At 66.1% G+C, this 21,745-nt stretch carries 15 protein-coding genes; 1 reads left to right on the top strand and 14 read right to left on the bottom strand.

Annotated elements, in window-relative coordinates; genetic code table 11:
* Positions 1–4: 4 nt before the first annotated feature.
* The 10 genes from AB4Y31_RS22855 to AB4Y31_RS22810 form a co-directional block, all read right to left on the bottom strand.
* The gene (locus AB4Y31_RS22855; RefSeq protein ID WP_368675911.1) at positions 5–241 is read right to left on the bottom strand and encodes an acyl carrier protein; all 237 of its coding nucleotides are present in this window, start codon (positions 239–241) and stop codon (positions 5–7) included.
* Between the two features lie 13 nt (positions 242–254).
* Positions 255–1,892, bottom strand: coding sequence for an MBOAT family protein (locus AB4Y31_RS22850; protein WP_368675910.1), 1,638 nt, complete (start codon positions 1,890–1,892; stop codon positions 255–257).
* 9 nt (positions 1,893–1,901) lie between these two features.
* Complete coding sequence (locus AB4Y31_RS22845; RefSeq protein ID WP_368675909.1) at positions 1,902–3,107, bottom strand: cell division protein FtsQ; 1,206 nt, start codon at positions 3,105–3,107, stop codon at positions 1,902–1,904.
* Complete coding sequence (locus tag AB4Y31_RS22840; RefSeq protein ID WP_368675908.1) at positions 3,107–4,150, bottom strand: twin-arginine translocation pathway signal; 1,044 nt, start codon at positions 4,148–4,150, stop codon at positions 3,107–3,109. Before AB4Y31_RS22840 ends, AB4Y31_RS22845 begins: the two co-directional genes overlap by 1 nt.
* 58 nt (positions 4,151–4,208) lie before the next feature.
* Positions 4,209–4,955, bottom strand: coding sequence for a hypothetical protein (locus tag AB4Y31_RS22835; RefSeq protein ID WP_368675907.1), 747 nt, complete (start codon positions 4,953–4,955; stop codon positions 4,209–4,211).
* Positions 4,956–5,043: 88 nt separating this feature from the next.
* Entirely contained in the window at positions 5,044–7,791 is a 2,748-nt protein-coding gene (locus AB4Y31_RS22830) for a bacteriophage N4 adsorption protein A (protein WP_368675906.1), read from the bottom strand.
* The gene (locus AB4Y31_RS22825) at positions 7,788–9,962 is read right to left on the bottom strand and encodes a glycosyl transferase family protein (RefSeq protein WP_368675905.1); all 2,175 of its coding nucleotides are present in this window, start codon (positions 9,960–9,962) and stop codon (positions 7,788–7,790) included. Before AB4Y31_RS22825 ends, AB4Y31_RS22830 begins: the two co-directional genes overlap by 4 nt.
* A gap of 11 nt (positions 9,963–9,973) precedes the next feature.
* The gene (locus AB4Y31_RS22820; protein WP_368675904.1) at positions 9,974–12,271 is read right to left on the bottom strand and encodes a cellulose synthase; all 2,298 of its coding nucleotides are present in this window, start codon (positions 12,269–12,271) and stop codon (positions 9,974–9,976) included.
* Between the two features lie 61 nt (positions 12,272–12,332).
* Positions 12,333–13,553: a non-hydrolyzing UDP-N-acetylglucosamine 2-epimerase gene (gene wecB, locus AB4Y31_RS22815; RefSeq protein WP_368675903.1), complete on the bottom strand. Its 1,221-nt coding sequence runs from the start codon at positions 13,551–13,553 to the stop codon at positions 12,333–12,335.
* A gap of 510 nt (positions 13,554–14,063) precedes the next feature.
* Positions 14,064–15,236, bottom strand: coding sequence for a GNAT family N-acetyltransferase (locus AB4Y31_RS22810; RefSeq protein WP_368675902.1), 1,173 nt, complete (start codon positions 15,234–15,236; stop codon positions 14,064–14,066).
* Between the two features lie 120 nt (positions 15,237–15,356).
* On the opposite strand from AB4Y31_RS22810, the gene AB4Y31_RS22805 reads away from it, so the two are divergent.
* Complete coding sequence (locus tag AB4Y31_RS22805) at positions 15,357–16,382, top strand: GNAT family N-acetyltransferase (RefSeq protein WP_368675901.1); 1,026 nt, start codon at positions 15,357–15,359, stop codon at positions 16,380–16,382.
* Positions 16,383–16,416: 34 nt separating this feature from the next.
* Here AB4Y31_RS22805 and AB4Y31_RS22800 read toward each other — a convergent pair whose 3' ends face one another.
* The 4 genes from AB4Y31_RS22800 to AB4Y31_RS22785 all read right to left on the bottom strand — a co-directional run bounded on the left by AB4Y31_RS22800 (position 16,417) and on the right by AB4Y31_RS22785 (position 21,741).
* Positions 16,417–17,610, bottom strand: a complete 1,194-nt coding sequence (locus AB4Y31_RS22800) for a glycosyltransferase family 4 protein (RefSeq protein ID WP_368675900.1) — start codon at positions 17,608–17,610, stop codon at positions 16,417–16,419.
* Between the two features lie 213 nt (positions 17,611–17,823).
* Positions 17,824–18,618 carry a glucose 1-dehydrogenase gene (locus AB4Y31_RS22795; protein WP_368675899.1) on the bottom strand — a complete coding sequence of 265 codons (795 nt, stop codon included), beginning with the start codon at positions 18,616–18,618 and terminating at the stop codon, positions 17,824–17,826.
* A 30-nt stretch (positions 18,619–18,648) separates the two neighbouring features.
* Positions 18,649–20,118: an FGGY family carbohydrate kinase gene (locus AB4Y31_RS22790; protein WP_368675898.1), complete on the bottom strand. Its 1,470-nt coding sequence runs from the start codon at positions 20,116–20,118 to the stop codon at positions 18,649–18,651.
* A gap of 87 nt (positions 20,119–20,205) precedes the next feature.
* Positions 20,206–21,741, bottom strand: a complete 1,536-nt coding sequence (locus tag AB4Y31_RS22785) for a sugar ABC transporter ATP-binding protein (protein ID WP_368675897.1) — start codon at positions 21,739–21,741, stop codon at positions 20,206–20,208.
* Positions 21,742–21,745: the final 4 nt, after the last annotated feature.

The raw sequence follows: 21,745 nt of genomic DNA, 5'->3' as shown, positions 1-21,745 counted from the left end.
CGCTCTACGGATTCTCAGCGACGAACGACGCGAGCGCCTGCACGGTCGCGAGGTGCTCGGCGATTTCGGTCGGCGGCACATGCACGCCGAGCACGACCTCGACGCGCAGCACGATTTCCACGGCCAACACCGAATCGACGAGCCCCGACTCGATGAGCGGCGTATCGACTTCGACCGCGCGCAGCACGACCGATTCGACGATCTCTTTCACTTCGGCGAGCAGCTCAGACGTTGAACGCATGGGGTATCCCCTTTTAGAACTGGAAATAAAGAAAGCGCACTTCGCCGTGCAACTGCGCCGCGCAGACGAACAGCAGCGCGAACGTCACGACTGCCCAGCGCCACGACGGACGCCAGACGAGCCACGCGGGCACGTCGAGCGCGGCGCGATCGAGTGCCGGCGAAAAGCGGCCCATGAGTTGATGCGAATTCGGCGCGAACCAGGCAATCGCAAGCAGCGCGGCGATCTGCAGCGCGGGCAGCGTTCGGCCCAGCGTAAGCCGCAGCACTTCGAGCGCGCCGATGTCGATCGATGCATGCCCGATCGGCCACACATCGATCGACTCGATACCGCGCAAGCCGAGCATCCCCTTCAACAACGCCCATGCGTCGTCCATGCCGTGCGCGCGGAAGAACACGAAGGCGACGAGCACCGCGACGAACGTGACCAGAACGTTCGCGACGTGGCGCAGCCGCGCCGCGAAGCCCGTGCGCGGCACGGCGCGAGCCCCCGATGCCGCGGTTGCGGTCGGCGGCTCGGCGCGCCAGGCCCGGTACGCATGGTTGATGGTCAGATAGCCCGCGTGGAGCAGCCCGTAGATCAGATACTGCAAGCCGGCGCCATGCCAAATGCCGGCGAGACCCATCGTGTAGAACGTCGGCACCGCGACCGTCGTAGCGAACCCCGGGACCGATTGCTGGGCCGCGCGCCCCGTCGTTCGACCGCGCGCGGCACGGCGCCGGTTGATGCGCATCGCGAGCGGGTAGTAGAGGTAGGCGCTCAGATAACGCGTGAGCGTCATATGCCAGCGCTGCCAGAAGTCGATGATGCTCGTGGCCTTGAACGGCGAATTGAAGTTGAGCGGAAACCGCACGCCGAACAGCTTGGCAAGCCCCACGGCCATATCCGAGTAGCCTGAGAAATCGAAGTAGAGCTGCATAGCATAGGCGAGGCAGGTGCCCCACGCCGCCAGCGTCTGCAACGAGCCGGGCGCCGCGAAGCCCGCGTCGGCGAATGGTGCGATCGGATCGGCCAGCAGCAGCTTCTTCGCCAACCCCATCGCGAACACCGTCGCGCCGACTGAAAAGTTTTCGGCGCGCCATCGGTACGTTTCTGGCTGCGCGAACTGCGTCATCATCTCTTTGTGATGCAGGATCGGTCCCGCGATCAGGTGCGGAAAGAACGTGACGAACTGCACGAAGCCGAGTGCATCGGGCGTCTTCACGATGCGCGCATTGCAGTCGAGTAGATAGCCGATCTGCGTGAAAGTAAAGAACGACACGCCGAGCGGCAACGCCACGCTCTGCGCCGCGAGCGCGAGCGCACCGTGCGGCACGATGCCGGTCCATTCGATTAAGGTGCCCGCTAGCAGCGCGAGGTACTTGTATCGAACCAGCACGCCGAGATCGATCGCGATCGCGAACGCGAGCCATGCGCGTCGCGCGCGCGAGTTCGGGGCGGCGGCCATGATCGCCCGGCTCATCGCATAGTTGAACGCGATCGAGATCGCGAGCAAGCCGACGAACGCGGGGTTCCACGCACCGTAGAAAACGATGGACCCCGCGCAGAGCCAGAGAGCCGCGGCGCGCGGATGCCTCGCACCGGCGGTGTAGTAGCCCGCCAGCGCGATCGGCAGGAACAGCGTGAGGAACAGGAACGAGTTGAATAGCATCGTCGGAGTTCAGTTCTTTTGGTCGCGGGACGCATCGGCAACGCGTGCGTCCCCCGGCGGCATCGAGAGCGCGTCTTCCGACATCTCCCAGACGACGACACGCAGGCTCTTCGGCCAGCTCGCGCGCTGCGTCCATTGCGCCGCCAGCGCGCGATCGAATTGGCCGTCGTCGAGGCTCGTGTTCCAGACCTCGCGTCCGAGCGCGGCGCCGAGCCGCTCGGCAAACGCGCTGCGACGCGAGAACGAGCTGCCCGCCAACAGCACTTCGGGCGGCGGGCCATCGTCGAGCAGGCCGCCGCTTATTTGCGCGTGCATCGTTTCGTCCACCTCGAGATCGGGCGCCGGGCGCCAGCCGTCGGGGACGTCGCCGAGCCCGGCCAGCTTCAGCAGATCGCCGACGCGCGGCGTCGCCGTGCGTGCGCGCTCGGTCGTGAAACGCACGTCGCCGCGCGCGCCCAAAATCGGGAGCACATTCGCGCCGACCGCATCGGCGGCCGCTTGCGCACCCGCGGCATTCCAATGGACGTCGGTGCGATAGAACGCGGGCCGGGCCGCGCGCAGTGCGTCAAGCAGATCGACGTGCGCGACGCCGGCCGCCGCGAGTGCATGGCGCCATGCGTCGAAACGCATCGTCATCCGCGGGTCTTGCCGTAAGCCGCAGAGCGCCGCCGTCTCGACGCGCGCCTTGTCAGGCACCGTCACGACGACGAGCGCGATGCCGTTGCTGCGGAGCGCCTCGGCATAACGGTGCAGCGTCGCCACGCGCGCGTTCAGCGCCGCGTCGACGGGCTCGACGTTCGCGGTGGCGGGGGGCGGGCGCAACCCATCCGCATAAAAGAGCCAGCCGGGACAACCCTCGCGCACCTGCGATCCGAGATCGCCGAGCAACCGGTAGTGCAGCGCGGCCTGCCACCGCCGCAGAAAAGGTGCATAGGGCACGTCGATCGCGCGATCGATGCGGTGCAGGACGCTGCCGTCACGCCAGGCGGCGCGTGACGCAAGATCGAATGCCGGATCGTCGCGCGTGAGCCGCGCGAGCGATGCGACGGCCAGCGCGAGCCCGGCCGCGAGCAACACGACCACGCACCAGGCCATGCGCCGGTGTGCGCGCGCCTCGCCGGAGGGACCGCTGCCCCCGGCCCCGGAGCGATCCGCGGCCGCCGTCTGGGCGGTGCGCTGATCGGCCGGTGCCCCCTGATCGACCGTCGTGCTCATCAGGCGAGCGCCTTCTCGACGCGTGCGAGCCAGTCGCCGTCGGGCTGGATCGACTTCGGATCCCATTGGCCCGTCGCGCCGGGGCCAAACATCATCTGCCCTTCGTTGAACTGCCAGACGATCGCCTTCGGCGTGTTTTGCTTGAAGTCAGCCGATTCCAGATAATCGACGAGCGTCTTCCACGGTCCCGTATCGCCGAATGTCCAAGTGAGTCCGACCGGCAGCTCGAGCACGTTCGAGAGTTTCTGCGGAAAGCCGAGATACGGCTGCACCATGCTGTTGCCGACCACGTGCACGATGGGCGCGGCGCCCGCGAGCAGTCCGCCCTCGGCCTGCTCCTGGCGGACGATGAATCGGTCTTTGCCGATCGCGCGCTTGCGCTCCGGCGGCAGAAGATTGGCGAGGTCGCCGTAATTGACCTCTTCGGTCCAATCGCCGAGCGGCGTACCGTCGCCGTGCGCGCCATCGAGCACCTTGCTCGCGCGCAGGCGCTCGGCCGTCGCATCGGCGAAGGCCTCCGACGTATGGGCGGACCAGTGGTAGTCGGCACGGATGTACGTGTTGTCCGCACTCGTATCCACGGCCTTGAGCGCCGCCTCGCCGTCCACCATGTCGAGCTTGATTTCCGCCGCGTGCGCAAAGAGCGCCGCGTAGCGCTTCATGACCGCATCGGATACGGCTTGTCCGTCAGCCAGCTTGTCAGCGCTCGCGCGCGCCTTGAGCGGCGCGATCACGGTCGTGCAGTGGATTCCGCGCGCGGTCATTTTGTCGGCCACCTTGCCGATCAGATCGACGATGCGCAGGCAAGCGGCCGTCTCGTCTTCGACGAAGCTCTCCCAGCCCGGAAAGAGCCATCGATCGCGGCCTTCGATCACGGCCTGCTGCGCCGCACGCGCCGTGCGCGGCACGAACGGCAGGCTCGCGAGCGGCAGGGCCGCGAACGCAAGCAAGAGACGGCGGCGCCGCGCGTCATGAGCGGTATCGAGGGTGCCGGGTTGACGTATCGTCGTCGATTTCATGTCGAGGGTCGGGTTCGTCTGCATTCGAAATTCGGGTGGGCCGCCGGGGCGGCCGCAACTGCACAACGTGCGCGGCGTTGCGTCAATTCGCGGGCGCGGGCCAAGCCAGCTCGTCGCGGGTGCCGCTCAGCACCGGCCTCGCCGAGGAGCCCGAGAGTATTAGCGTGTAGCTGTCGCCCGCCGCGAGTTTCGGCAGCGCGAACGCCGCCGTCGACGCCGGACCGCATTGCCCGACGAGATTCGCGGCGACAGGGTTGATCGTGCGCTCCGCCGCCTCGGTGGCGGGGACGTTCGCGAAGACGGCCGCATGGCTGCCGTCGACGATCACTTTGCCGTCGCACCCGCCCGCGAAGTTGAGGACGCGCAAGGTCGCACGCAATGCGTCGGTACGTGCGTAGGGCAGCGCGATCCGCTGCGTGTGCCAGCCCTCGGCGTCGCGCGTGAGCGCAACCGTGATGACCGTCCCGGCTGTCGCGTTCGTCGCCGCGGGCGCATCGGCCGGCGCCTTGGCGCTCGGCTCAGGCGCGAAGTCCTTGCCGTCGACGGCCACGCGCAACGGAGTACCCGCCGTGACGACGCTCAGCTTCGTCGCCGCGCCCGCTGCGAGGACGCCGGCGCGCGCGCTGCCGGGCAGCGCGACGCGGACCGCCTGCCCCGAGAGGTTCACGACGCGCAGATAAGTGGCATCGGCTGGCGGCTGCGGACCGTAGAGGTTCGCCACGTCTTGTGCCGCGGCACTCGCCACGTTCGGCGCGACGATCGCGCCAAGCGCGATGGCCGCCGCGCAACGTGCAACGCTCAGGCTCAAATTCGATTGCTTCATCTTCATCTTGCGTTCGTTCATCATTGCTTCGTCGTACTGCATCAGAGGACCACGCGGCGCCGCATGCACGGTCGCACCGTCGCACGCGCGCCGATCAGTAAGAAAACACCGTTTCGAAAAACACCCCGCGCGCACGATCGTCGCCTGCCAACCTGAGCCGGTATTGCAGCGAGAGGTCGACATACGAGCGCGGCGCATCGTACTTGCTGTCGCGGAACACATAGCGCGTCGACACGCCGAGCCCCGCGCCGAGCGGGATGCTGCGGTCGATGCTCGAGTCGTAGTCGGCGCCGATCACGGCATACGGGAACACCGTCCAGCGTGGCGTTACGCGGTCAATCCGGAACGTGCGCCCTGCTTCGAGGCTCGCCGTCGCATACGTCGAGCCCGCGTTGACGAAGTGCCCCGCTTCGGCGTACCCCTGGACCGTCCACCAGGACGGCACGTCGATGCGCCGCTCGGTGCCGATGCCGCCCGAGTAGCCAATCCGCGCAAGCCAGTCGCCCTGCGCCCGCGAGCCGATCGCCACGATCCGCTCGAACGCGACGATCGCATCGAGATCCGCGAACGGCTTCGCACGCGCGCCGAACGCCGCCTCGAGCGTGCTCGCGCCGCTCGCGTCCCCGCCCTTCACGCCGAAGCTTTCGTCGCCGCGCGCATAGACTTCGAACAGCCGATCGCCGAGACTGCCGAACGGCCGCCAGTACGCCTCGACACCCGCCTGCCAGTTGTTCGTGATCGTCGGCGACGGCGTCGCCGTGAAACCGGACTGCAGCCCGGCGCTACGGTAGCCAAGCGAGGCTTCGAAGCCCCACTTGCGCGTCGCCTCGGCGTGCGCGCTGCGCAGGTCCTCGACTTGCTGGCGCGCCGCCGGTGAACTCGTCTTCGCGCCCGAGGACGCGTCGATCGCGCGCTCGAAATAGCGTGCCGCATCGGCATCGTGGTCCGCCGCGAGACCGGCGTAGCCCGCGTCGGCGAACTCGTCGGCCGACAGCTTGCCGCTCTTCGCCGCGCGTCGGAAATCGCGCACGGCACGCTTGTCGTCGCCGGCGCGCAGCGCAACGTACGCCGCCGAAATCGGCGTCAGCGCGTCGAGCATGCCGTCGCGGACCATCGCGCGCGCCTCGGTAGCGGCCTCCTTCGTCTGGCCCGCATCGTCGAGCGCATCGACGAGCTCCATGCGATGTAACGCGCTCGTTGGCGCGGCCGCGACGGCGTCCCGCGCGAAGCGCACGGCGCCCTTCTTGTCGCCGCGCTCGGCGGCCCGCTCGGACGCGCGTGCCGCCGCGAATCCCGGATCCGCCGGCGATGGATCGCAGCCGGCACCAAACTCGTCGACGTCGCATTCGACGGACGGGCGCGCATTCGCGGCCACCTGCGCGGCGAGCGCGTGGGCATCGACCGGGGTCGCAGGCGAAGCAGTGGAAGTAGATGCAACGCGTGAAGCAGACGAAGCGCCCACTGCGGTAGAAACAGCCGAAGCGGTCGAAGCAGCCGCCGGTGCGGATGCCGCGGCACCCGCCGACGTGCGTGCGGCCGCGCCGATACGCCGCCGCGCGCGATCGATCCGCTCGACGATCAGCGCATCGCTATCGTCCCCGGTCGGGCGCAGCGCCGTGAGCTTCTCGAGCGCACGCTGCGGTCGGCCCTCCTCGATCCAGATGTCGGCCGCGATCGCGCGCGCGATGTTCTGACTCGCGTGCGTGGCGTCGTTGTCGCGGAAGACCTGGTCGAGGTCCGGCTCGGCCGCGTCGAATCGCTGCTGCGCGGCCCGTGCGTATGCGCGGAAGACATACGGCATCAGTTCGGTGTTGTCGTAGACGATCGCGTCGCTCGCCGCCGCCTCGAGCGCCGGCCACTCGCGCTGGGCCGCGAGCACGTCGAAGAGCTCGATCCGATAATCGATTGCGTCCGGCGCATAGTCGACCGCATTGCGCGCCGCCTGCTCCGCGCCCGCGAAATCGCCCTTTGCCCGAGCGTCGTACGCATCGACGGACGCCTTCAGCGAAAGCCGCGAACCGACGAACAGACGCCGCAGGCGCAGATCTTCGTTGTCGCCGAGGCGCTTCACGGCGTCGACGTCGGCGTCCCACGCGAGCTTGTCATCGCCGGCGGCGCCGGCCGCGTCGATCAGCAGCAGACGCAGCCGCAGCACATCGGGACGCAGCGCGATCGCCTCTTGCGCATACTTGACCGCGCTCGCGAAGTCCTTCGCGTTGTACGCCTTGTAGGCCTGCTGCGCGGCGCTATAGGCGGCGCCGGTCAATCGGTCGGGATCGGCCGCCGGCTTCGAATGGCCCGCACGTGCGACGGCGCGCGTCGATGCGCCGAGCGCGTCGATCTGCCGGCGTCGCGAAACGAGCGCGTGGTCCGCGCCGAGTTGCGCGATGGCCTCGCGCAGCGACCGGCTCGCTTCGCCATAGCGGCGCTGCGCGGCAAGCACGTTGGCAAGCAAGAGGCGCAGCGATACCACATCGGGCCGCTGGCGGATTGCTTCGCGCGCGCGTGCGATCGCGAGCTTATAGTCGCCTCGCCCATAGGCGGCATACGCTTCCTGCGCAACACGGTAGGCGGCGCCTTCGAGCGGCAGCGGGATACGCTCGACGCCCGCCGCTTGCGCATGGGCGGCAGGTTGCGCAAGCGCCGCACCGCCCGCGCAGGAGAGACCCGCTGCCAGGGCGAAGGCCAGCGCCGCTCGCGTGACGGTCCGGCTGGGCATCGACGACGGATGGGTGTTTCGCCGGAACGGGGACGCCGGGTCGCTTGCGCGCAACACTCGGCAAGCGTTTGCCGCGATCGAGCGCGTGAGCGCCGCGCGCCGTTTGAGAATCGATTCGATCATTGCGTTGCCGCCAATGCGCTTTGCAGACGGCGCTGTTCCTGGATGACGTTTTCGAGCGCGTCACGCGAGATCACGTCGCACGCCACCATGTAGTCGCCGATGCGACCGTGCTCTTCTGGGCGATAGTGCTGCATGGCGGTTTCGAAAGCCTCACGACTCACGTGACCGTGCTCGATGAGCAGATCGCCAAGGAGCGGCACGCCGCGCGTCGGCACAGGCGCGACGCCATCGTCTGCGGCCGCCCCGTCGGACACGGCAGCCATCGTGGCGACGCCGCGCAGCGCACGCAATCCTGCTGCAATCTCCCCTTCGCGGACGATGTGTTGCGTGACGGAGCCCCGGACGCTTGCGCCGATTTCAACGAGTACTGCCTCGGCGACGGGGCTTGCAGTCAAGAGCACCGTATGCTCCCCCGACGGGTCCGACTCATCGGCCTGCGGCAACACCCGATGGCGCACGATCGTATCGAGCGGCAAACGATCGGCATCGAGCGGCAACCGCTCGATGTTCAGCCTGCCGCGAGGTAAGTCGGCCTGAAACGCAATGGCTTCGGCGAGCGTTTCTTCGTCGAGCCAGCCTTTGGCCATCAGCACGCGCCCAAGGGGTGCTTCGCGCGCGTGGCTTTCGCCGAGTGCCTGCTCGAGCCGCTCCGAGTCGATCGCCTGCCACGACAGCAGCAATTCCCCGAGCCGCTGACGGCGGCCGCCCGTCAGGCCGTCCGCCGACGGAAAGTCGTGCATCGTCTTGTCCCAGGCCAGCCGCTTGCCGGTAACGAGATGCGCGAGAAAGAGCCGCCAGGCACGGGATACGGCGAGGAAGTTGATGAAATTGGCGACCACCATGCGAGGGATCGACATCAAGCCGTGCTCCCAGCCGTAGAGCCGGGTGACGAAGTAGACGCGCTGGACGACACGCAGGATCACCGCGACACCGTTGAGCCAGAGCACGGTCTGCATCCATCGGGAATCGACGAACGGCGATCGCGGCAGATCGGGCGCGAGCCCCATCGCGCCCGCGGCCATGAAGATCAGAAACTGAATCAACAGCACGTACGCGGCGATGCTGACGAACGCGGCCACGATTCCCTTGCGATCGCGGAACAGCAGATAGCGGTTCGCGAGCGAACCGGACCAGCCCGTGAGCTTCCAGCCTTGGAGGCCAATACCCAGGGCCCAGCGTGCGCGCTGCCGATACGACGTGCGCAATGTGTCCGGAAAGAATTCGCGGACGCAAAGCGGCATCGTGATCGTCACCTCGCGCGATTTGCCGAACCCGAACCACGCCGTGCGGCGCGAGCGGAACTGCACCGGGAAGCGCGCGAAGATCGACTGCATGCCGAGTTTGCGCAGGCGCGCGCCGATGTCGTAATCCTCCGTGAGGCTTTCCGTATTAAATGGCTGGTTTTGCGTCGCGGCCACGAGCGCCAGCAGCGCGCGCCGCGAAAAACAGGTGCCGACGCCCGCCGAGGGCACGGCGCCCGCGAGGCTCTCGCGCACGACGAGATCCTTCGCATGCCATTCGGCGAACTCGTCCATGTAGGTGCCGGCCACGAGTTCGTACCAATGCCGCTCGAGCGATGCCACCGGCAGCTGGATCATGTCCTTGCGCGGCAGCAGGTAGTTGAAGAACTTCAGCTCAATCGGATGCAGCACGTCTTCGCTGTCGTGGAGGACGACCCCCGCGAACTCGATCCCTGCTTCGCGCTCGTATTTGAAGATCGCTTGTATCACCCAGTTCAGGCAATCGGCCTTGCAGGTGGGGCCGTCGTGCGGCACCTCGACGCGACGCAACTGACGGTAGCGGCGCCGCATGCGCTCCACTTCCGCGATCGTGCGCGCATCGTTGCGGTAGGTGCCGACGAATACGATGTAGTTGCGATAGTCGAGCACGCGCACCATGTCCTCGATCATCGCCGCGATGACGTCGTACTCGAGCCAGGCGGGCACCATGATCGCCAGCGGCTGTTCCGCGCGCGCATGGAGCTGCTCGACCGTCAGCGGCCGATACACGCGCTTGATCGTCGCCGTGCGCCACGCTTCGCGGACCCAGTACCACAGGTCCACGAAGAGATCGTCGGCGCTCGAAAGCAGGATCAGCACCGCAATCAAGCATGCGCACGAACGCAGCCAGTCGTAGTACTGCGCAGCGTAGTAGGCGGCGTAGAGATCCATGGCGTCCAAGCTCACTCGCCGGCCCGGTTGCGCTCCTTGCTCCGGCGCACGAACGAAGCCAGCAGGAGCAATACGGCGAAGGCGGCTACGATCGCGGCCGGCACGACCCACATGAGCCACTGCTGCGTCCACGGGGTCGCGGCGCTGCCTTCCGGCAACGAGCCCGCGTGCACGGTATCGAGCTGCCGCAGCACGCCGCTGCTGTCGATCACCGCGACGTCGCCTCGCGCAAGCTGAAACGACGTCGGCAGGATCGGTGCGTGCTTGCCGACGCTGCGATACACCACGCCCGCCGTGCCGCCCGCATGCTCCACATCGAGCACGCCGATGCCCGTCAGCTTCGCGACACCGCCGACATCGTAGAGCGGCGCCTCGTCGGGGCCCAGAATCGAGAGCCCATCGTTGGCGACGCGCACATGCGATTTGGCGCCGGCAAGCGGCACGTCGATCGCGAAGAAGGGTCCGCCCGGCGTCGCATCCTGGCCGTCGGGCGTCACGGTGAGCACGGCTCGCTGCGGGGCGACACCGACCGCGTCCGCGAGGCGCGCCACGCGCCGCAGTGTCGCGGGCGCGTCGGCGAGATACGACGCGGGGATCATGAGGTTGGCGCTCTGCGCGAAGCGCGCCACCATGCCGGTGAAACTGTCGTCGCCGTCGCCGCGCGCGAGCGTCAGATGGCTGCTCGGCAGCACGGCGACCGGGTACCCGAGCCGGGTCGTGCAGCCGCCGTCGGGCGGACGCTTGAACGTCACGCGCAGCACGTTGCGCGCGGCCAGCGCGTAGGGCGGAATGGCGGCTACGACGCGTTGCGTGCGGCCATTCGCGTCGAGCAGCTTCGCGCCGATCAGCACGTCGTTGAAGTAGATCGAAGCGACCGGCCGGTTGCCGGAGCTGTTCGGCGCGGCGGCCAGATCGAGCACGACGTCCTTGGGCAGACGTCCGGCGCTCGCAACGGCGCCCGTGTCGAAGGCCGCGCTCCACGACGCCTCGCCTCTAACGTCGACCGAACGCGGCTCGCCGCCCAGCGCTGCGAGCGCGACGACGTCGGCCTTGCCGTTCGCGCCGCTCTCGATGTCGTGCACGACGAGCTGGTCCGATACATCGACGGGACGCCATGCTTGCGCGAGCACGTCGATCGCCTTGCTGTCGCTTACGACGATCGCCGCCTGCCCGCCGAGATGCACGAGCCGGGTTTCCCCCGCCGCCAGCGGCGTCGCAAGCGGCGCCAGCGCAAGCTTGCGCCACGCGTCGAGCGCGTCGGCATCTTCGCGAGAGACGCTTTGGGCCTGCGCTTGCAATGCGTCGAGCGATGCGTTGAGCGCCGCGCGCAGCGCATCGTCGGCGACGATCAGGTTGGCGGACCATACGCGCTCGGGCGCGAGTGCGACCAACGCGCCAATTTCCGCATCGCTCGCGAGCCGGTGGTTTCCGCCTGCCGCGAGCGCGGCGAAAGCGGGCAATACGCGCAGCGCGGCAGGCACGTTGAGCGTGCCGAGGTCGATTGTGTCGCCTACTTTCGGCCAGGCATGGATCGAGACTTCGCGTCCGTCGCGCTGCATCAGTGCGGCGGCGCGCCAGGCGGCATCGTAGCTCGGCGCATCAACGTGCTGCCCCGCGACGACGATCGACGGCGTTTGCGGCAACGCCGTCAACGCCGTGCGCAGGTCTTTCACGTCGTTCGTGTCGTAGCGATACGTGAGGCGCGTGGTCGGCGCGACGCGCAGCACATTGCCGATCGCGGTCTGGTCCGCGCACACCGCGTTATCGATCACCGACGACCACGTGAATGCGACGCGGACAAATCCGCTCGCACGCGGATCGCCGCTCACGCCGAGCGCGGCGGCCGCGTCGCCGCTCGGCTGCGTGAAGCCGCGGGCGAATACGGGCGAGCCATCGAGCGAGACCAGCATCGTCGTCCGACCGCCGTCGGCGCGCAGATAGTCGGCATCGACGTGCAATTCGGCGCCGTCGAGCGGCACGCCGGCGGGGACCGGCAAATAGTATTCGCGGATCGATTGCGGCGCGTCGAGCAGGACCGTGTCGCGCACGCCGAGGCGGCTCAACACGACGGTGCGCGCGATCACGCTGTTGCCCGGGTTGGCGAGCGCCTGCGCGAAGTCTCCGATGCGCGCTGGCGCCTCGACGGCGGAAGCCGCCGCGGGTGCGGCCGGTTGCGCCGCCGCGCCGCTGCCCACAGCCGCGAGCGAGCAGCCTAGCAGCCACGAAGCGGCGACGGTCAGGCGACCGAAAACCGGGTTACGGCGTATACCTGGCGCACGATCGGCGCACGATGCGAGAGCTGGATTCACGATGGTCTGATGTCGAAAAGGGCAACGGGACCGGGCGCGCACGGTGCGCGCGACGGCGTATTCAGGGCAATTCGGCGTCGGCGTGCGCGTTGAGCTCGAGGCGCGCGGATTGTGCGCACGCGGCGGCGGCTACGACTGGCATGGCGTCGCTCCCGAACTCGTCATAGGGTCGGCCGGCCAGCACGGCCGCGATCCGTTCGGATGCCCGGCCATCGCCATATGGATTGCGCGGCAAAGCGGCGCGCGAATCGCCAAGCTGTTCGACACAGGCCAGCACCGCGTCATGGATGCCACGGCGACTGGTGCCGACGAGGCGCACAGTGCCGGCCTCCACCGCCTCCGGACGCTCGGTCACGTCGCGCATCACGAGCACCGGCTTGCCGAGAGCCGGCGCCTCCTCCTGCACACCGCCTGAGTCGGTCAGGATGATCGCTGCGCGCTGCATGAGCCTGACGAATCCGAGATAATCGAGCGGTTCGATGAGGTGGACGTTGGGCACGCTGCCGAGCGTCTCCTGCACCGGGCCGCGCACGTTCGGATTGAGGTGGACGGGGTAGACGATCTGCACGCGCCCGGTACGGGCCAGGTCGTTGAGCGCTTCGCAGATGCGGGCAAAGCCGTCGCCGAAGCTCTCTCGGCGGTGCCCCGTGACCAACAGCAAAGGCAAGGTATCGTCGAGCGTCGGCAATTCGGCATCGAGTCGGCTGCGCAGCGCCGCATCGCCGTCTATGCGGGCAGCGGTCGCCAGCAGCGCGTCGATCACCGTGTTCCCCGTCACGATGATCCTGCCTTGCAGCCGCTCGGCCGCGAGGTTCGCCTTCGAGCGTGCAGTCGGTGCAAACATCAGGTCGCTCATGACGTCCACGACGCGGCGATTCATTTCCTCGGGCCAGGGCTGCCGCATATTGCCTGTGCGCAACCCGGCTTCGACATGTCCGATCGCAATGCCGCGATGGAAAGCCGCGATCGCCGCGGCAGCGGCTGTCGTCGTGTCGCCGTGGACGAGCACACGATCGGGCTGTTCGGCGATGAGGACTTCGTCGAGCGCGGCAACGAGGCGGGCAGTCAGGCCATTGAGCGTCTGGTCGACTTTCATCAGCGCAAGGTCGTAGCTCGGCACGAGACCGAACAGGTCGAGCACCTGACTGAGCATCGAGCCGTGTTGCCCCGTCACGCAGACGATCGATTCGATCTCCGTTTCCCGTTCGAGCTGCATGACGAGCGGAGCCATTTTGATGGCTTCCGGGCGTGTACCAAATATCGACAATATTCGCGCGGCCATAGTCTTGGTTTTGTTAACGTTTTGTTAACGTTTCGTTAACGCTTTTTCGCCCCCAAGGCAAAGCCCCGCAGAAACGATAAAACGCTTTGACGCTAGACGAATGCCCGATGCGGACAGCCTCGACAGATGCCTCGACGGTCGATGCCGCTGGAAATGGTCTCCTGAAGGCGCGCCAGCTGTGGCAGCGCTTCCCCGAGCGGAGCGCATTATAAACAGATTGGTCCAGCAAATAGTCAAATTTTGTCAATCTGACCTTGAAAAAAATGGTGCTCAATTCGTTAATCGTTTGCGCCTTCAATTCGCAAACGTTTGCGTTATTTGTCGCATTCGTGCGCCATTTTTTACCAGCGGAACCTATACCCCGCCTGTCCGCGCACCGGTCGCCGGTCGTCACCGCCGACGCTGTGCGCATACCGGAAGTCCGCGTACGCGGTCGATCGCTGGCAACGGGTACCCGTCGCTAGCGCATTCAGCCAGCTTGCCGCCAGCATTGGCAACCGCCGAAGTCGCTCAGGCCGCCCGCTCGCCAAGCAGCTTTCTCTTGACACGGCCGAGCAGAACGAGGATCTGCGAAAGCTCGATGAGACGTCCGCGCGGCTGAATGACCGCGACCCTCGTTTCATGCCACGTCCGGCAGTTTGCCCAGCTTTCTTTGTAAGTGGCGTAAAGCGGTCGAAAGTCGAAATTTCGATGCGTCGAATGCGCCCATTTGACGAGGAATTCCGCAAGCAAGGCACCAACCGAGCAGGCGGCAAACCTCTCGTCATAAGTCGTGACGAGTCCCTCGACGGTCCGCGTTCCGACGAGATTGATCGACGCCGCAACGGGTACGCCGTCCACACGCACATAGGAGACGATCGGCGTTGTCCGCAGGTCCGTTCGCCGTGCGAGTGCGACAAAGAAATCCCTCAGGCCATCGTCACGCAGATAGGGGACGTAGGCGCCATGCGCGCGGGCCCATCTTCGCTTGTTTTCGAGGAGCCACCTCAGCACGAACGCGGCGTCGTTGACGGTTCGGCACCATCCGAACTCCGCACGACCTTGTGCATCGAGCCGCTTGTGCCTGTACCGCAGCGTGCTGCGAAGCGACTTGGATCGAGTCGAGACGTAATCGTCCCAGCGCGGGAAGTCGCGCAACGACGCAGTGAACCCAGGCAGTCCCCGCCACCGCTCGGGCAGCAGCGAGCGCACCCACGATTGCGGCAAGCCCTGATCGAGCGCGCGCTGCAGCGGGCTTCCGTCCCGGACCAGCGCGACTTCGAGCACATCGGCATCCACTTGCCGTACCGCGGCGACCGCCGCTGCATAGACCGCGGCATTCGCGCGCGCATCGACGAGCGGCCCACCGTATTCGTCACCGGTTCCACACGTCAGCCCTTTTGCCATGCGCACCAAGCCCTTCGTGACGATTGCGAGAGGCCATAAGGCGACTAAAGCCGAGCCGCTGAACACCATCGCCACGCTGACCGATCCGCCTTTCGTCAATATGCGCTGAGCCGCGAGCTCGCAGTAGTCGAACGTCATATGCCCGGGGCAGTCCGGGACATTGGCGGCAAGCGCCTCCCACGAATCACGTAATGCGGCGAACTCCTCCCTCGAATGAACCTTGCGCACTTCGCGCCTAAGCGCAGCCCCGGCAGCCGCGCGGACCGGATACGGCAATGTTGCAACCCTGGCCAGCATGTCGTCCCACCCTCATCAACGCCATACCCACCGCAAGCATGTAGCTTGCCCGGTTGGCGCCCTCGACAAGCGTGGTATGGCTCTTGCATCGCGAGGAAAAGCAGTGGGGAGGAGACCCAAGTGACGTTCACCTATGATGGAAGCGCGCTGCGACTTCGCGGGGTTCCCGACATAGCGTCTGCTATCGCGGGCGGGTCCCCTCCGCTCGACGCTTCGTCGGCCCTGTCGATTTTCCACGAGCCGTGGTGGCTCGATATCGCGACCGATGGGCAGTGGAAATCGGCGCGAGTCGTCCACGGCAATCAAGTGCTCGGCGAATTGCCTTATCACGTCACGCGCAAGGGCATATGGCGCGTCTGCGGCCTGCCGCCCCTCACGCGAACGTTAGGCCCGGCAATCCTGCCAATGGGGCTCGATGCCGCTCACGAACTGCGCTACCGCTTGCAGGTGACGTCGCGGCTCATCGAGCAACTGCCCAGCGTAGAGAGTTTTTCGCAGTTGTTCGACTATCACGTGAAGGATGCATTGGCATTCGCGCTGCACGGTTTTACCGTATCCGCACGCTACACGTTGCAGATCTCACCGCTTTGCAGGGCGAGCGAGGTATGGACGCGCATGGATTCCAAAACGCGCAACGCGATCCGCAGCGCGCGCAAGGCGCTCGAGGTCGTGCCCATCGACGATACGAGCGAATTTCTGCGATTTTACGAATCGAACCTCGCCTCTCGATCGCGGCGGAACGCCTACGGCAGCGCGATCATGGGCGCGCTCGTCAACGCGTTCGTCGAGCGCCGCGCAGGATGCCTGCTGGGGGCGTACGAGCACGCGCGGCTCGTCGGTGCAATCGGCCTCGTTTGGGACAGGCACACGATGTACTACCTGATTTCGACGCGAAGTCCGGGCGCCCATAGCGGAACGATCAGCCTCTTGCTCTGGACGGCGGTTCAGGAAGCGATCCGTCGTGAGCTGACTTTCGACTTCGACGGTTTCGGCAACGCGTCCACCTTCCACTTTCTCAACGGCTTCGGTGCGGCGCTCAAGCAACGGCTGCGCGTCGAACGAATGAGCACCGCATACGCCGTCGTTCGCACGCTCAAGCGCGGCGTCATGACGAAGACCAATCAAACTTTCGCGCCGAACCTTTGAGATTGCCCACGCGAGGCCGTGCGAGCCGCGGGCACTAGCTTTCGACGGCGGCCGCGCGAGGACGGACGGTCGCCCCCGTCAGTTGCTCGGCCAGTTCGATGACATTTTTAGCAAAGAGGGCGGGCGTCCAGCGGCGCACCGACGCCTGAGCCGCCTGTGCGAAGCGCGTGCGAAGCTGAGCGTTCGTCGCGAGCCGCACCATCCTTTCGCTCAGAGCACTCGTATCGCCAGGCTCGACGACGAAGCCGTTCACGCCATCCACGACGAGCTCGTCGGCCACGCCGCAGGTTCGCGTCACGATAGCGGGCTTGCCGGCCGCGGAGGCCTCGCTGATGCACAGACCCCACTGATCGAATGCGCTGGCGAGCACGATGAATTCCGCCAGCGCATAGAGGCCGGGCATATCCGCGTTCGTGACCGAATCGATAATTACGATCCGGTCCTTCATCCCGCGACGATCGATGTGCTCGCGAATTGCGTGTTCGTCTGGACCCTGTCCGACGAGCACGAGCGACAGCCCCGCCTTGTGCACGCACGACTGACAGTAGGCGTCGATGAGCAAATGGAGGTTCTTGCGTTGCACAAAGCGGCTGACGCAAACGATGTAGCGCGCGGGAAGCGCGAACTTCTCGCGTATCTCCCGTTCGCTCGTCAGTGCGGCGCGGGCCGCCTGCGCGAAGTACTCGACGTCGATGACATCGAATCCGATTCGGGATCGTGTCATGGGGATGCCGAGCGATTGCGCGTAGCGGCGATGCTTTTCGCCGGCAACCAACGCGGCGTCGAACTTCGACACCAGCGAGCGCTTCAGACGTTCCTTGATCGCGAACCGCCGGCCGTCATCGGCCTTCGAATCCGACATATAGATTAAAGAGAACCGCTTGCGGATGAGCTTCAACGCCAACAACAGCAGCGAATAGCTGGTGTTGTAGCCGAGTGTCACGACGACATCCGGCGTGCGCCGCCGCAACGCAGCAAGCAATCTCGCACTCACGAGCGGCCAGCGCCCGTCGTCATCGCCGGCATCTTCGATCAAGGTGAGGACATTCGACGGTGCGCTATCGAAGAATGCGGCGCGCCGATCCTGCGGAAAACGATAGACACTCGAGCGGCCGAACACCTCGACGAGCGACAACTCATGGCCGCGAGCGGACGCGAGCTCGGCCAGTGCTTCGTAGCGAGGCACGTGATAGTCGCTCAGATTGCCGATGACAAATAGGAGTCGCATCGGTGTGCAAGAAATCGGAATTGGGTGGTGGCGGGCGCGTCGATGACGTGACGTTTCGACGTCATGCGCGGCGAGGGAGCGATCGGCGACCGCCACCGTCCTGGCGCAAAATGCCAGCCTCACCACTGCCGAGCAAACTTCCTGCCCGATGCCAAGCGCCCGCGCAACCACGCACGCCGCTCTGGCTGCGCTGATCGCGCTGATGACATGTAGTTACGACATGAACATACCGCCGTCGACATTGATCGTCTGGCCTGTGATGTACGAAGCGTCGTCCGACGCGAGAAACGCCACCAGTCCCGCGACGTCGGCGCCGGTGCCGGCTCTTTTCATCGGAATGCCCTCGATCCATTCCGCCATCAGTTCGCCCGGCAGGTAGTCGCCGAGGAGCTTGCCCCACGCTTCGTCGTTGTACGACCACATATCCGTCGTGATGATGCCCGGGCAAAACGCGTTGACGGTGATGCCGGCCGGCGCGAGCTCCTTGGCAAGGCTTTGCGTGATTCCGACGACACCGAACTTGCTGGCCGCATAGTGCGGCGTGTAGACGAATCCCTGCCGCGCCTGCCCCGATGCCGTGTTGATGAGCCGTCCTTGTTTGCCCGCGGCCAGCATGCGCGTGGCCGCTTCCTGGCAGCATAGGAAGACGCCTTTGGTGTTGACGGCGAGCACCTTGTCCCACTCCGCTTCCGTCAGATCCTGCAGCTTCGCGATCGTGATGACACCCGCGTTCTGGACCGATATATCGACTTCCCCGAGCTTCGACGTCACTTCGTCATAGAGGGCTTTTACCTGTGTTTTGTCGGTCACGTCCGCCTCGACGCCGATCGCATCGAAACCCGCCTCGCGCAGCAGCGCCGCCGCGTCGAGCACGGTCTTTTCGTTAGCGGAGACGCATACCTTTGCGCCTTCCCGGGCAAAGCGTTCCGCAATGCCAAGACCGATGCCGCGACTTCCGCCCGTGACGACCACCACCTTGCCCTCGAAACGCTTCAATTCGATGCCCATGCTCGTTCTATCCTCTCGTAGTCTCATCGTTCATAAACGCCCGATCCAATTCAGCCACTGCGCGTGATTGCGCGCCGCCTGCGCGCGGCCGCTTCCTGGCTCGACACGGCGCATCACTTTGCGCATGGCGCGGTTGGCGCCCGGCTCGTCGATCAAGCCGAGCTGGCACAACCCAAGGGCCGCGGCGCCCGCCGCCGAGACTTCGGTCAACTCGAGCGTGCTGACGGGGCGATCGAGGGTATCGGCCAGGTACTGCAGCAGAAACGGCCGCTGCACGAGCCCGCCATCGAGCACGAGCTCTTGCAACGTCAGTTGCGCCGCGCGCTCCATGACCGTGATCACGTCTTTGATCTGATAGACGATCGATTCATATGCGGCTCGCGCAACGTGTTGCCATGAAGTCGAAAAATCGAGCCCCACGATTTGCGCGCCGCCCGGATACTTCCAGTGCGGGCAGCCGATGCCGGAAAACGCCGGAATCAGATAGACGCCGCCATTGTCGAACTCGCAAAATGCCTGTTCGGCCGCCGCGAAATCGTCGAAAAGGCCCAGCTTTTCCTTCAACCACGCGGGCGTCGATCCGGCGCTGATGACGATCCCTTCGAGTGCGTAATCGACGCGGCTGCCAGTGGCAAAGCAAAGCGTCGAGACGAGCCCGTCGACAGGCGCTCGAGGGCGCGCCCCGACGTTCATCATCACGGACGACCCGGTGCCCATCGTCGCCTTCGCGAGTCCCGGCGAGAGACAGCCTTCGCCCACCGCGGCGGCATGAGAATCGCCGATCATCGCGACCACGGGAACGGCCCTCGGCAATATGCCCTCGAGATCCGTCGAGCCGAAGTCGGCAGCGGACGGCCGGAGTTCCGGCAGCCTCAGCGCGGACAGACCGAATTCGGCGATGAGCTCGCGGTCCCAATCGAGCGTGCGCAGATTGAAGAGCATCGTGCGCGATGCGTTCGTGTAATCGCTCAGATATGAAGCGCCGCGCGTCATTTTGTAGAGCAGCCAACTATCGACGGTTCCGAAGCGCGCCTGCCCCGAATCGATCGAATGGCGCGCACGCGCGTCGTTAGCGTGCAGCCAGACGAGCTTCGAGGCCGAGAAGTAGGGGTCGATCAGGAGCCCGGTGCGATCCGCGATTCGAGCAGCCATGCCGTCGCCGCGCATTTGCTCGCAGATGCTGAGCGAACGCTGGCACTGCCACGATACGGCCGGCGCGAGAGGCTCACCCGACGCGTCCCACAGCACGGCCGTTTCACGCTGATTCGAAATCGCCACGCCGGCGATTTGCGAAGGGTCTCCCTCGAAATTCGCAAGGCACTGTGAGGCCGCGCTGAGCACGGAAAGGTAGAGCTCACTTGGATCTTGTTCGACGAAACCGGCCTGCGGATGAACCGTGCGAACGGACGTGAATCCCCTCGAGCGGACGTTGCCCTGCGCATCGAATACCAGCGCTTTGGTGCCGCTCGTACCCTGATCGATTGCCAGCACGTATCGCATATTGAGGGAGTCCGTAGGGTGGAAATCGTGAGCCAGCCAACGCTTGGCGCCGATCGAGTCGGCGCCGCCGAAATCATCGCGCCCGTTTCACGCCGTCGCAAGCTCCATCACGCGCACGTCGCTGGCCTCCGAACGGGGGAGCACTCCCGTGCAGTTGCCGCGCGCGAGAACCATGACGCGGTGAGACAAGCCGAGCACTTCATCGAGATCCGAACTGACGACGACGACGGCGACGCCGCTCGCGGCCAGCTTTGCGATCACTTCATAGATCGCGGCACGCGCTCCGACATCGATGCCGCGCGTCGGCTCGTCGAGTATGACGACCTTCGGTTCGCGCGCCAGCCATTTCGCCAGCACGACCTTTTGCTGATTGCCGCCCGAGAGATTGCCCGCGCGCTGTTGGGGCCGCCCCTTCACGCCGAGACGCGCGATGAGCCTATTGGCGAATTCGCGCACTTCACGCGGCTGCATCCAGCCGTGCGCGCCCAACCGATCGAGGCTGCCGTACGCCAGATTGTCTTCGATCGAATGGTCGAGGACGACACCCTGCGCCTTCCGGTCTTCCGGTACCAGCACCACGCCTGCGCGGATCGCGTGCGCCGGGCTCTTCAGGTCGAGCGGCTCGCCATCCACTGTCACGCTGCCGCTCGACACGGGGTCGGCGCCCGCGATCGCTCTCACCAGCTCGGTACGGCCGGCGCCGACGATGCCGGCGATGCCGAAGACCTCGCCCGCGCGCACCGAGAACGAGATGTCGCGAAACGCGCCTTGCGCCGAACAAAGGGAGCGAACCTCGAGCATCGCCCGTTCGCGCGGCTCCGCGAACCGCGGAAAAATGCGCTCAACGTTGCGCCCAACCATCTGCTCGATCAACGTCTTGAGCGGGACGCTTCCGTTCTCGTGCGTCGCGATCATCTGGCCATCGCGCAAGACGACGATGCGGTCGGCGATCCGCGCAATTTCCTCGAGACGATGGCTGATATAGATGAACGATACGCCCTGCGCGCGCAATTTCGCGATCTGCTCGAAGAGACGGTCCGTCTCGGCACCGCCGAGCGCGGCTGTCGGTTCGTCGAGAATCAGCAAGCGCGCATCGAGCGTGAGCGCCTTGGCAATTTCCACCTGCTGCTGCGCCGCCACTCTTAACGTCCGCACGAGGCGGCTCGTCGGCACGTCGAGGCCCAGGCGGTGCAGTTGTTCTTGCGCGCGGCGCGCCATTTCGGCGCGGTCGATCTTGCCGTGCTTCATCGGCAGGCGACCGACAAAGACGTTCTCCGCGATCGAAAGATCGGGCAGCAGACGCGTTTCCTGGTGAATGAGCCCGATGCCGCTTGCCAGTGCATCGCGAGGCGACTGCGGCGCGTATGCCTTCCCGCCCCAGAACATGCGTCCACCCGGATCAGGCTGCAGCGCACCCGCGATGATCGACGAAAGCGTCGATTTGCCCGCGCCGTTTTCGCCGAGCAACGCGACGACCGTGCCCGGGCGCACGTCGAGATCCACGCCGCCGAGCACGACGTTGCGATTGAACGTCTTGCCGATGCCGCGCACGATCAGGCCGTCATGCGCGGGCCCTTCCGCTTCGTTGCCTATGGCTCCGGCTGTCGGCTCGCTCGAGGTCATGTCT

Source organism: Trinickia sp. EG282A, from assembly GCF_040965455.1.
Taxonomy (GTDB): Bacteria; Pseudomonadota; Gammaproteobacteria; order Burkholderiales; family Burkholderiaceae; genus Trinickia; species Trinickia symbiotica.
This window is presented reverse-complemented; position numbering and strand designations above follow the sequence as displayed.

Bases quoted from the DNA above. Each gene is read 5' to 3' on its own strand.
- AB4Y31_RS22795 (WP_368675899.1), bottom strand. From the start codon at position 18,618: ATGGGCATCGAATTGAAGCGTTTCGAGGGCAAGGTGGTGGTCGTCACG.
- AB4Y31_RS22840 (WP_368675908.1), bottom strand. From the start codon at position 4,150: ATGCAGACGAACCCGACCCTCGACATGAAATCGACGACGATACGTCAA.
- AB4Y31_RS22845 (WP_368675909.1), bottom strand. From the start codon at position 3,107: ATGAGCACGACGGTCGATCAGGGGGCACCGGCCGATCAGCGCACCGCC.
- wecB (WP_368675903.1), bottom strand. From the start codon at position 13,553: ATGGCCGCGCGAATATTGTCGATATTTGGTACACGCCCGGAAGCCATC.
- AB4Y31_RS22785 (WP_368675897.1), bottom strand. From the start codon at position 21,741: ATGACCTCGAGCGAGCCGACAGCCGGAGCCATAGGCAACGAAGCGGAA.
- AB4Y31_RS22850 (WP_368675910.1), bottom strand. From the start codon at position 1,892: ATGCTATTCAACTCGTTCCTGTTCCTCACGCTGTTCCTGCCGATCGCG.
- AB4Y31_RS22825 (WP_368675905.1), bottom strand. From the start codon at position 9,962: ATGGATCTCTACGCCGCCTACTACGCTGCGCAGTACTACGACTGGCTG.
- AB4Y31_RS22790 (WP_368675898.1), bottom strand. From the start codon at position 20,118: ATGCGATACGTGCTGGCAATCGATCAGGGTACGAGCGGCACCAAAGCG.
- AB4Y31_RS22855 (WP_368675911.1), bottom strand. From the start codon at position 241: ATGCGTTCAACGTCTGAGCTGCTCGCCGAAGTGAAAGAGATCGTCGAA.
- AB4Y31_RS22810 (WP_368675902.1), bottom strand. From the start codon at position 15,236: ATGCTGGCCAGGGTTGCAACATTGCCGTATCCGGTCCGCGCGGCTGCC.
- AB4Y31_RS22830 (WP_368675906.1), bottom strand. From the start codon at position 7,791: ATGATCGAATCGATTCTCAAACGGCGCGCGGCGCTCACGCGCTCGATC.
- AB4Y31_RS22835 (WP_368675907.1), bottom strand. From the start codon at position 4,955: ATGAAGATGAAGCAATCGAATTTGAGCCTGAGCGTTGCACGTTGCGCG.
- AB4Y31_RS22800 (WP_368675900.1), bottom strand. From the start codon at position 17,610: ATGCGACTCCTATTTGTCATCGGCAATCTGAGCGACTATCACGTGCCT.